At 30.2% G+C, this 11,288-nt stretch carries 13 protein-coding genes; 5 read left to right on the forward strand and 8 right to left on the reverse strand.

Annotated elements, in window-relative coordinates; translation table 11 throughout:
• Positions 1–7 precede the first annotated feature (7 nt).
• Genes hemN through hemB form a run of 4 tightly spaced genes read right to left on the reverse strand, consistent with a single transcriptional unit; the run spans position 8 to position 3,782 of the window.
• Positions 8–1,363, reverse strand: coding sequence for an oxygen-independent coproporphyrinogen III oxidase (gene hemN, locus KAR67_RS02300; RefSeq protein ID WP_002778977.1), 1,356 nt, complete (start codon positions 1,361–1,363; stop codon positions 8–10).
• Positions 1,350–1,841, reverse strand: a complete 492-nt coding sequence (locus KAR67_RS02305; protein ID WP_060785254.1) for a DUF2603 domain-containing protein — start codon at positions 1,839–1,841, stop codon at positions 1,350–1,352. Before KAR67_RS02305 ends, hemN begins: the two co-directional genes overlap by 14 nt.
• A 49-nt stretch (positions 1,842–1,890) precedes the next feature.
• Entirely contained in the window at positions 1,891–2,802 is a 912-nt protein-coding gene (gene argF / locus KAR67_RS02310; RefSeq protein WP_002778981.1) for an ornithine carbamoyltransferase, read from the reverse strand.
• Complete coding sequence (hemB, locus tag KAR67_RS02315) at positions 2,799–3,782, reverse strand: porphobilinogen synthase (protein ID WP_002845355.1); 984 nt, start codon at positions 3,780–3,782, stop codon at positions 2,799–2,801. The genes argF and hemB overlap by 4 nt, the downstream gene beginning before the upstream one ends.
• Positions 3,783–3,839: 57 nt before the next feature.
• Between hemB and ribA the strand changes: the two genes are divergently transcribed.
• Positions 3,840–4,400, forward strand: a complete 561-nt coding sequence (ribA, locus tag KAR67_RS02320) for a GTP cyclohydrolase II (RefSeq protein ID WP_002778984.1) — start codon at positions 3,840–3,842, stop codon at positions 4,398–4,400.
• Entirely contained in the window at positions 4,397–4,996 is a 600-nt protein-coding gene (gene rsmG, locus KAR67_RS02325; RefSeq protein ID WP_002781929.1) for a 16S rRNA (guanine(527)-N(7))-methyltransferase RsmG, read from the forward strand. Before ribA ends, rsmG begins: the two co-directional genes overlap by 4 nt.
• On the opposite strand, the gene KAR67_RS02330 is transcribed toward rsmG, so the two are convergent.
• Complete coding sequence (locus KAR67_RS02330; RefSeq protein ID WP_002845354.1) at positions 4,997–5,569, reverse strand: hypothetical protein; 573 nt, start codon at positions 5,567–5,569, stop codon at positions 4,997–4,999.
• Positions 5,570–5,660: 91 nt separating this feature from the next.
• Complete coding sequence (locus KAR67_RS02335; protein ID WP_002845353.1) at positions 5,661–6,755, reverse strand: YeiH family protein; 1,095 nt, start codon at positions 6,753–6,755, stop codon at positions 5,661–5,663.
• Between the two features lie 143 nt (positions 6,756–6,898).
• Here KAR67_RS02335 and KAR67_RS02340 point away from each other — a divergent pair, with 143 nt between their 5' ends.
• Together KAR67_RS02340 and rpoD are read left to right on the forward strand one after the other, a co-directional pair.
• Positions 6,899–7,780: a LysR substrate-binding domain-containing protein gene (locus KAR67_RS02340; RefSeq protein ID WP_002778993.1), complete on the forward strand. Its 882-nt coding sequence runs from the start codon at positions 6,899–6,901 to the stop codon at positions 7,778–7,780.
• A gap of 74 nt (positions 7,781–7,854) precedes the next feature.
• Entirely contained in the window at positions 7,855–9,720 is a 1,866-nt protein-coding gene (gene rpoD / locus KAR67_RS02345; RefSeq protein ID WP_002778994.1) for an RNA polymerase sigma factor RpoD, read from the forward strand.
• Here rpoD and KAR67_RS02350 read toward each other — a convergent pair whose 3' ends face one another.
• Together KAR67_RS02350 and KAR67_RS02355 are read right to left on the reverse strand one after the other, a co-directional pair.
• On the reverse strand, positions 9,721–10,230 hold the full coding sequence (locus KAR67_RS02350) for a histidine phosphatase family protein (protein WP_002781790.1): 510 nt from the start codon (positions 10,228–10,230) through the stop codon (positions 9,721–9,723).
• Positions 10,227–10,745 (reverse strand): rhomboid family intramembrane serine protease, encoded by a 519-nt coding sequence (locus KAR67_RS02355; RefSeq protein ID WP_002778996.1) that lies wholly within the window; start codon positions 10,743–10,745, stop codon positions 10,227–10,229. Before KAR67_RS02355 ends, KAR67_RS02350 begins: the two co-directional genes overlap by 4 nt.
• A gap of 99 nt (positions 10,746–10,844) precedes the next feature.
• Here KAR67_RS02355 and KAR67_RS02360 point away from each other — a divergent pair, with 99 nt between their 5' ends.
• Positions 10,845–11,261: a PepSY-like domain-containing protein gene (locus KAR67_RS02360; protein ID WP_002778997.1), complete on the forward strand. Its 417-nt coding sequence runs from the start codon at positions 10,845–10,847 to the stop codon at positions 11,259–11,261.
• Positions 11,262–11,288: the final 27 nt, after the last annotated feature.

Below are 11,288 nucleotides of genomic sequence, written 5' to 3' on the forward strand. Positions count from 1 at the left end.
CATCCCATCAAACCGTTTTAGAAAAGACTTTTTTATCTTCACTTATATTTTTCATATAAGCATCAAAACACATAGCTATATTTCGTATCAACAAAACGCCTGTTTCATTTACTAAAATAAAATTTTCACTCAAATCAATAAATTCTTTATATTCCTCCAAAGCTTTTAAATCTTCTTTAAAATACTCTTTAAAATTGATTTTAAATTCTTTCTCTATAGCTTTAATATCTAGTCTAAAATTTGCCATCAAATCCATAATCACAGCTTTTCTAAGCTCATCATCATAGCTTAGCTTAATCCCTCTTTCAAAAGGCAATCTTCCCTCGCTAATCGCAGCTTCATAGCTTGGCATATCTTTAAAATTTTGTGCATAATGACTTTGTCCTTCTCCTATACTAGTAAGTCCTATACCGATCAAATCTGCGCCGTCCTTAGTAGTATAGCCTTGGAAATTCCTATGTAAAGTCCCATTTTCCAAAGCTTTAAAAAGCTCGTCTTCTTCTTTGGCAAAATGATCCATACCTATCATTTTATAACCATTTTGAGTCAAAAATTTCTCACAAAATTCCAAAATTTCAAGCTTAACATCAGGGCTTGGCAAAGTATTTTCATCAAATTTTCTCATATTTTTCTTAAGCCAAGGTACATGAGCGTAATTAAAAATAGCCAAACGATCCGGATTTAAAAGCATAGCTTTTTCCAAGGTTTTAGCAAAGCTTTGCAAACTTTGAAAAGGCAAACCATAAATCAAATCCATATTGACAGATTTTATCCCCCTATCTCTTACCAATTTTAAAGCATTTTGCGTTAGCTCAAAGGGTTGAATTCTATGAATTTCTTTTTGCACTCTTTCATCAAAATCTTGCACGCCAAAACTGATGCGATTAAAACCATTTTTGGTTAAAACATCAGCTTGCTCTTCATTTAAAAAACGCGGATCAATTTCACAGCTAATTTCAGCATCTTTGGTAAAATTTCCAAAAACAGATTTAATTTTTAAAATTAAACTTTCTAGCTGTTTAGCACTAAAAAAAGTAGGCGTCCCACCACCAAAGTGCATTTGCACCACTTCTCTTTTAGTATCTATAATAGTGCTTAAAATATCAAGTTCTTGAAAAAGATATTTTAAATATCTCTCCTTACTTTCTTCTTTGGCGGTATAAATAACATTACAGCCACAGAAATAACAAGCACTTCTGCAAAAAGGCAAATGAAAATAAAGCGATAAAGCTTTGTTTTGCTTTTTTAAAATTTCTATATATTCTTCATATTTGAAATTTGTGTTAAATTCCACTGCAGTAGGATAAGAAGTATAACGCGGTCCTGCCTTAGAATATTTCACAAAAGCCTTATAATCTCTCATTATTTTTTACCCTTTCTACCATAGCTTGCATATCTACAAATAAATTTGGATGTTCTTTTTTAATATCTGCAAGCAATTTTTCAAGATCAATACTGATCTCCATAACACCCTCTTGCGCCTTGCGTTTTATCTCATCCATTGCCACTATCCACACATCACTAAAATCAATAGGAATTTGCTGATAAATCGCTTTTTCAAGGCGAAGTTCAAAATTCTCTTTTTGAGTTTGTTTTAAATTTTCTAAAATATTTTTAAGACTATTTAAAGAAATAAGTGTATGAATTTGATCATTTTCATCCATTATAAACCAAGGTTCAGGAGAATCAAAACTACCATTTTTAAGTATCAAGCATTTTTCGTTTTCATTCTCACTTTGCTTCATTTCAAATATAGCTCTATCCTCTTTTTTCATGCCTAAATTTTGGCTAAATTCATCAATGCGTTTTAAGTAATTGCTATATTTTTCAAGTTCTTTCACTAAAAACTCCTTATCCTATCTTCTCCAACTTATGAAATTATATAAAATCTTATTTTTCCTTATTTAAAAAGCAAAGCAAGGCTTTTACCACATAAAGGCGATTTTTTGCTTCTTCAAAAATCACTTTTGAATGCTTTTCAAAGCTCTCTTCGCTTACTTCATAACCCCTATAAGCAGGTAAGCAGTGCAATAAAATCGCATCTTGATTTGCCGCATTCATAGCCTCTTCATCAATAATAAAGCCGTCAAAATCTTTAATTTTCTTTTCTTTTTCACTCTCTTCGCCCATAGAAACCCAAGTATCGGTAATGACTACATCTTTACCTTTTATGGCCTCAAATTTATCATGAGTCAAAAAGATTTTTGCTCCCGAAATTTTTGCTTTTTCTTTGGCAAATTCTAAAATTTCACTATTGATTTCATAATTTTTTGGCAATGCAACACTAAAATCAAATCCCAAAATCGCAGCTGCAATAAGCCAAGAATTACACATATTATTGCTATCGCCCACAAAGGCTACCTTAGCTATATCATCTTTCATTTTGCCACATTCTTTTATAGTGAGTAAATCCCCTAAAACTTGCGTTGGATGATAAAGCTCGCTTAGAGCATTGATAACTGGTGCTTTAGAATATTTTGCAAATTCTACTAAACTTTCATGCTTGTTTACCCTCATCATTACAAAATCAACCATCGCCCCAATAACTCTAGCTGTGTCTTTTATAGACTCACCTCGGCTTAATTGCAAATCATTACTGCTTAAAAATAAAGCCTTTCCACCAAGCTCTGTGATAGCAAGCTCAAAAGCCATTCTAGTTCTTGTGGAGTTTTTTTCAAAAATCATTGCTAAAGTTTTATCTTGCAAAAGCTTTTTGGGATTTTTTTTAAGCTCGCTTGCATGCTCTACAAGACTTAAAATTTCATATTTAGAAAAGTCTCTTAGTGTTAAAAAATGTCTCATTTTTCTCCTTTTAACATTTTAGCTAATTCTTTAGCGTGATAAGTGATAATTAGCTTTGCACCCGCTCTTTTAAAAGCTATCATTGTCTCATATAAAACTTTTTCATAATTAATCACTCCTGCACGACCCGCTGCTTTTAGCATGGCATACTCACCACTTACATTATAAACACACAAAGGCAAATTAGAATGAAGTGAAATTTCTTTCACTACATCAAGATAAGCTAAAGCGGGTTTTACCATTAAAATATCCGCTCCTTGTGCTTCATCTTCCAAGCTTTCTTCTAAGGCTTCTTTTCCATTTGCAAAATCCATTTGATAGCTTTTTCTATCTCCATAACTTGGCGTTGAATCCGCTACATCACGAAACGGCCCATAATAACTTGAAGCAAATTTAGTAGAATATGCCATTATAGGCAAATTTTCAAAACCTTCCTCATCTAAGGCTTTGCGTAAAGTTTCTATAATACCATCCATCATCCCGCTAGGTGCTATCATATCAACCCCCGCTCTTGCATGGACTAAGGCTTGCTTGGCTGAAATTTCTAAAGTTGCGTCATTATCTACACTTTTGGTTTTAGGATCAATTATCCCACAATGCCCATGATCAGTATATTCACAAAAGCAAAGATCGCTGATAACAAAAAGATTTGGAAATTCTTTTTTTATCTCTCTTATACTTCTTGCAATAAGTCCCTCATCGTCCATCGCATCACTTCCGCAGCTATCTTTTTTATCATTTTCAAGAACACCAAAAAGAATAATCGCTTTTATACCCAGCTCGCTTATGATTTTACATTCTTTTAAAATTTCATCTAAACTCATTTGAAATACATCAGGCATAGATGAAATTTCTTTTTTAATTCCTTTACCATTTACAACAAAAAGAGGATAAATAAAATCATTAATACTAAGAGTGTGTTCTCTTACCATAACCCTTAAACTCTCATTAAGTCTAAGTCTGCGGAATCTTTTAAACATTTTTTGTCCTTTTTTTTGCTACAATGTTATCATAATTTTGATTATAAAGAGTAGTAAATGGATATAAAAATTTCAGAAATTGCAAATCTACCTAGCAAATGGGGTAGTTTTCAAATTCAAAGCTTCAAAGAAGGAGAAAAAGAACATTTATGTATATTTAAAAACACTCCACAAGATATCCTAAATTTAAGAATTCATTCAGAATGTTTAACAGGGGATGCCTTAGGAAGCTTAAAATGCGATTGCGGAGAACAACTTGAATTTTCATTAAAATATATAGAAAAACATGGTGGAATGGTGATTTACCTAAGGCAAGAAGGACGTGGAATTGGACTTTTTAATAAAGTCAATGCTTATGCTTTGCAAGATAAGGGTTTTGATACCATAAAAGCTAATCACCAACTAGGCTTTAAGGCTGATGAGAGAACTTATGAAATAGTAGAATTTATACTAAAACATTATAAAATTTCTAAGGTTAATTTACTTACTAACAATCCACAAAAAATTCACTCTATACAAGATAAAATCATGGCGCGCGTTCCTATACTTATAAATCCTAACCGCTTCAATGCAAATTATTTAGAGGTAAAACAAAATCAAATGGGGCATTTACTTTGAATTTGGATTTTTTAAATTTAATTTTATCTGATTTTAATGAAGAAGATTTTAGGGCTAAGCTTAAAATCTATAAAGAAATTCTAAATAAATTTAACCGCATTCATAATCTCACTCAATTAAAAAATATAGATGAAAATATTTTAGATAGCATTGAAATTCTTAAATATTTTGATTTTTCAAAGGCAAAAAATATAGTCGATATCGGTAGCGGTGCTGGCTTTCCTGCTATTTTTTTAGCCTTTATTTTACCAAGCAATTTTCATCTTTTTGAACCCAATCCAAAAAAAGCTGCATTTTTAAGAAGTATCAAAATAGAATGTAACTTAACAAATTTAACCGTATACAAAGAAAAAGTTGAAAATTATAAAAGCTCATTTAAAGCCGATATTATCACTTCAAGAGCTCTTATGGATGTAAAACCCTTAATAAAACTTTGTTTAAATATAAGTGATCAAAAAACAATTTTTATACTTTGGAAAGGAAGTGAAATTTTTGATGAAGTAGAAGGGTTGAAAGATTATGATATTTTTGAAAATGGCTTAAGAAGGTATTGCGTTTTAAAAAATACTCAAAGTGGTATGAATACCACTTTGTAATTATTGTACTACATCAGCGCTAAAAACGATATCTACTAAAGGCCATGAAATTCCGCCATGTCCTGGTGCAACATCACTCAAAGCTTTTAGAGCTTGAGAGCTATTTTTAAAAGCATGTAAATCAAGCTGTCCTTTGGCTACAAATTTATTGTTTTCTATAGTATAGCTTAAAGGCACAAGCGTGCTCTTTTTATCTATAGTTACTCTAGCTGAGATCACGCCTTTATTCTCACCTGTAACTACATCTTTAAAAACCACTTTAATATCTGAATTTCCAAGCAAACTAGGGAAAAATACTTTAGCAAGATTATCTGTAATGATTTCATTGCCCTCACCCATAAAAACGCTGCTTGGATTTACCACTGCTCTAGCACCTTTTAAATAGCTTGCCAAAGTACTAGTATTTTTAGAAAATTTATATTTAACATCTTTAAATTCTCCACCCACTCCTACCATATGTTCGGTCTTATATCCTTCAAAACTAACTTTCAAGCTATCTTGATTGAAAGAAACAGCACTCAAACTTGTTGCAAGTATCAAAGAGGCTGCGATGCCATAAAACATTTTTTTCATTTTTTTATCCTTTTTTAATAAAATTTTGATTTGCGTGAGAATTATAGCATATTTTTATAAAAAAATAATTTTTTCTAAATAGTAATTTTTATTACCAAAGTATACCTCGAAAAAATAGGGTCAGAAAATATCCTCCAAAAACCAAAACCAATCCCAAAACAAAAGCTAAACCAAAAACTCTTGAGCCACTTTTTAAGAATTTTTTAAAGTCGATTTGAAGTCCTAAAGCAGCCATAGCAAAAACAATACAAAGAGTGCAAAGTAATTTTCCAAAAGATATAATATCACTTGTAGAAATTCCAAGAAAATTTTCCCTACTTGCTAAATAAGTATTTATAACAATCACTCCTAAAAAAATAAATGCAAAATAAGGAATGCTTATATTTTTTGCTGTTTTTTCCTTACTTGAATGCTGATTTTTAGCAAAAAAATAAGTTATAATCAATAAAAATGGCACAAGCAAAATCACTCTCATCATCTTTATAATAATGGCAATATTTGAAGCACTTTGATCAAAATTTGCCATATCTTTCGCCATTTCAGCAGCTCCTGCAACATTGGCTACTTCATGTAAAGTTGCACCCATAAATATACCCATAGCATGTTGATTAAAATAAGGAAAAAGATCTAAAGAAAAAGCTATGGGATATAAAAACATAAAAACAAGCCCGAAAATCACCACTGTACCAACGGCTAGAATTCCTTTAAAGGGATCACTTTTTAAGCTTGATTCTAAGGCTAAAACAGCTGCTGCTCCACAAATAGCACTTCCAGCACCTACTAGCATGGAAGTTTCTTTATCTAGTTTAAAAACCTTTACACCCACAATCAAAGCTAAAATAAAAATAAAAAATATAACTATCATAGAAAGTATAAAACCTTTTAATCCCACACTTAAAAGTTCGGTTAGAGTAATATTAAAACCATATAAGATAATACCCAATCTTAAAAGTTTTTTAGCACTAAAGTGCACCCCTGCTTGTAAATGATGTTGGCATTTAAAAAACCAAGGTGAAAGCAATGCTCCTATAATAATAGCAAAAGCAGCTGCTGCTAAATGGGTTGTATCTTTAATACTTTGAACACTTGAAAGATACATTGCAAAAAACACTATAGAGGCTGTAAAAATCAAACCTTTAAAATTTGAAATCAGTATATTTTTATAATGCTCTATTTTTTTTATCATATGTTTTCTCCTTTAATTTGCAATTATAAAATTACAATTAAATATTTTCTTGCCATTATAGTCATTTTTATATTATAATAAAAATATATTATTTTAATTTTTATAATAAATTTTTTTAATCAAAAAAGATAGAAAGAACTTCAATGAAAATCAAAGATATGGAAATTTTTTTAGATCTTTTAAATACTCAAAGTCCTACAAATACCGCCAATAATTTTTCCATCACACAACCTAATGTTTCCATCATTATTAAAAATTTAGAGCAGGACTTAGGCGGAGCATTGTTTGAAAGACTAGGAAAAAAGCTTTTACCTACTCCAAAAGCTTTATATTTGGGTAAAATTTGGCTAAAACTTGTGCAAGATTATTACAAAAGCTTAGAAGAACTTAATGATGAAAATACCCTCTTAGGAGAAATCAAGATCGCTGCTACTCAAAGCATAGCTGAACACTTTCTTGCTCCTATTTTATTTGATTTTAAATCTAAATTTAGCAATGTTAAAATACATTTTCAAACTCAAAATTCAAAAGAATGTTTAAATTTATTAAAAAATGGAGATATAGAATTTGCCATTGTTGAAGCAGAACTTAATCCTACTTTAATCGATCACGAAGGGTTAAAAATGGAATTTTGGCAAAAAGATGAACTTGTAGTTGCTAGTAGTAATAAAAATTTAAGCCAAAAAGAATTTTATATCGATGAATTACTTAAACAAAAATGGATTTTGCGTGAAACAGGCTCAGGGCTTAGAGATAAATTTCTAAACGAAATAGGCGATGTTTCCAAAAAACTTAAATTCTTTTTAGAGCTCGATAGAATGTCTGCTATTAAAGAACTCGTTATCCAAAAAAATGCTATTTCTATTTTTTCTAAAAAAAGTATAGAAAAAGAATTAAAAAATTCAATTTTATATGAGGTAAAATTAAAAAATATTAATCTTTGGCGTAATTTTTATATCTTAAAAAGAAAAAATTATAATTTTAACAGGGCTTTGGAAAAATTTGAAAAAATATTTAAACAATAAGAACTAAATTTTATACAAATATTAAGCAAAATTTAGATAAAATTCAAGGCTTATATAAAAGTTAAGGAAGTTCAATGAATGCCAAAACCCAAGATATGGAACTTGAAGAGCTCTTTAAAGAAAACGAAAAAGATTATATCACTTACGAAAAATTAGTAAAATACTTCAGCAAGCAACCTAATTCAGCCACTGCCAAAAAAGTCCAAACTTTAATGAAAAAGTATAAAGTACAGTTATTTTCGGCTGCTGAAATTGCACAAATGAAAAATATAGAAGATGCAAAAAGATTGCAAGAAGAAAAACAAAAATTGCAAGATACTAGTCTTGAGAATGAATTTGATTTAGCCAATGAAAATGATTTGCTAGAATGGAGCAGATCGGATTCTCCTGTGCGTATGTATCTAAGGGAAATGGGGCAAATTGCACTTTTAAATAAAGATGAAGAAATCGAAATTTCCAAAAAAATTGAACTTGGTGAAGATATTATCATAGATGCTTTTTGTTCCGTGCCTTATTTGATTGACTTTATTTTAGATTATCGTGAACCACTGATCAATAGAGAAAGAAGAGTAAAAGAACTTTTCAAAAGCTTTGATGATGAAGAAAAAAATGATGATAAGCTTGATGAACTAGAGGACGAGGATGAAGAAAACGATGAAGAATTAGAAAATGAAGAAGAAACTCCTAAAAAAACAAGCAAAAAAGAAGATGAAAGAACTTTAAAAGTCATAGAAAAATTTAAAGCTTTAGAGAAGGCAAAAAAAGATTGGCTAAAAGTTTCTAAAGATAAAGAAAGTGGAGATGAAATTTTAGACAAACTTGGAATTGCTTTTAAGAAAAATATTCTAAAAGAAAAGCTGATGGATCTAGGTCCAACTTCTAAACTCATCAGTGAAATTGTAAAATCAATGGAAACTGCCTTAAAAAGCGATGAAGAATTCGATAAAGAATTAAAACGCCTAGAATACCGTTTGCCAATGTTTTCTGAAGAATTAAAAAATCGTCATGCTAATATCTTAAAAGATATTACAAAATTAAGCAAGGAAGAAATTACCGAAAGAGCGCTTGAAACGACTATGGTAAGCACTTACATGGAGATAAAAAAACTTTTTCAAACTAAAGAAGCGAGCGAGAAAAGCTTTGACTTAGAAAAAGAGCGCTTGAAAGAAATTTTAGAGCAAATCAAACGAGGTAAAAAAATTTCTGATGAAGCTAAAACTAGAATGGCTAAATCAAATTTGCGTCTTGTTGTAAGTATTGCTAAGCGTTATACAAACCGTGGTTTACCTTTTTTAGATCTTATCCAAGAAGGCAATATAGGTCTTATGAAAGCAGTGGATAAATTTGAGTACAAAAGAGGATATAAATTTTCAACCTATGCAACTTGGTGGATAAGACAAGCTATTTCAAGAGCGATCGCAGACCAAGCTAGAACTATAAGAATACCTATTCATATGATAGAAACCATCAATCAAATCAATAAAATTATACGCGAGCATTTGCAAAAAGACGGAAAAGAGCCTGATGTAAGTGTTATAGCCAAAGAAGTAGGACTTAGTGTGGATAAGGTTAAGCAAGTGATTAAAATCACAAAAGAGCCTATTTCACTTGAGGCGCCTATTGGTAGTGAAGATGATGGCAAATTTGGGGATTTTGTAGAAGATAGAAATTCACTCTCGCCTATGGATCACATTTTAAAAGATGATTTAAAAGAGCAAATTGATGAAGTTCTTGATCAACTAAACGATAGAGAAAAAGCAGTTATTCGTATGCGTTTTGGTCTAATGGACGATGAAAGCGATAGAACTTTAGAAGAAATAGGTAAAGAATTAAATGTTACACGCGAAAGAGTAAGACAAATAGAAAGCTCTGCAATTAAAAAACTCAAACATCCAAAAGTGGGTAGAAAACTCAAAAACTATATCGAGGGTTGGAAGTAATTAATCCAACTCCTTTTCCTCTTTTAATTTTCTCACATGTTCAAAAAATATCACTTTTCCGCTATGCGCTTTTAAATCCTTAAAGTCTTCTATGTCAAATTCTAAGCAAAGCATAGATGAAGTAGGAAAAGAAGTCAAACATAAAGAGCCTAAAAATTCTCCAAGTTCCATTAAAGTAGGATTATGCCCTACTAATAAAACTTCATTATATTTTTTATCGATAGTTTGTAAAATTTGATATATTTTAGACAAATTAGCAAGATAAAGCTCATCTATAAATTGAATTTTTTCCTTGTCAAAATTATAAAATTCGGCTATTTTTTTAGCTGTCTTAGCAGTGCGTTTAGATGGACTTGAAAGTATAAAATCAAATTTTATCTCATGGGTTTTTAAATTATAAAAAAGCTTTTCTAAGTCTTCTTTACCTCTTTTATTTAACTTCCTATCAAAATCTTGCACTTCCTCATCCTTAACAGCCTTTGCATGTCTTAATATATATATTTTTTTCAAATTTTTCTCCTTAACTTCCCTAAAAAATATCCACAAATAAAACCAAAAATATGCCCATACCATGCGACATTTACACCCATAAGCAATGGAGCAAAACTCATTAGTAAAATAGCGACTATAAGACCCTTTGTACTACTTTTATCAAGAAAAGCATAATACCCCATCAAAACACAAATTGCTCCACTTGCTCCTACAAGATTTATCATCCCACCAAAATAATAAAAAGAAAAATATACATAAAAAGCACTCAAAAGCGAACACATCAATCCGCCAATTATATACAATAAAAAGAAACGCAAAGCACCTAAATAAGACTCTAAAATACGACCAAATTGAAATAAAACTATCATATTAAGGATGAGATGAGTTAAATTTCCATGCATAAACATTGAACTTAAAATTTGCCAATAAGCTCCTTTGAAAAACAAAATATTTAACCCAAGCAAATTATAATACCCATAAGGAATTGTAAAATAGAATAAGATATTTAAGAGAATCAGTAAAATTACAACCAAAAACAACCTTTAAAATATTTATGTTATTGTCTTGAAATTCACATAAAATTCACATAAATTCACTAAAATTTAGTGCAAAATAATAAATAGGAAAAACTTTTGAAAATAAAATTTTACGGCATTATAGCTATCTTATCCACTTTTTTAAACGCTGATATTATAATATCTCCCGATGAGCTTCCAAGTATTTCTAAAGAATTTTTAAAAAATAATTTTCAAGCTCCCATAGGTATAGTACAAAGAGATAAGCACGCTTATGAGGTTTATTTGAGCGATGGGACAGAATTAGAATTTGAAAGCGATGGTTCATGGAAAGAGATAGAAAGTAAGGTCTTTCCTTTTGATTTAAATTTTTTACCTCCAAATTTAACAAATATCATTCAAAACAAATTTCCCAACACAAAAGCTAGAGAAATCGAAAGAAAAATCAATTATTACAAAATCAAGCTTACTAACAATATAGAAGTACATATTGATTTTAATGGTACGATTTTATATACAGAATATGACGACTAAAACAATTTATTAAAGTCTAAGATAGAT

This window comes from Campylobacter sp. JH32, from assembly GCF_017846535.1.
Classification (GTDB): domain Bacteria; phylum Campylobacterota; class Campylobacteria; order Campylobacterales; family Campylobacteraceae; genus Campylobacter_D; species Campylobacter_D coli.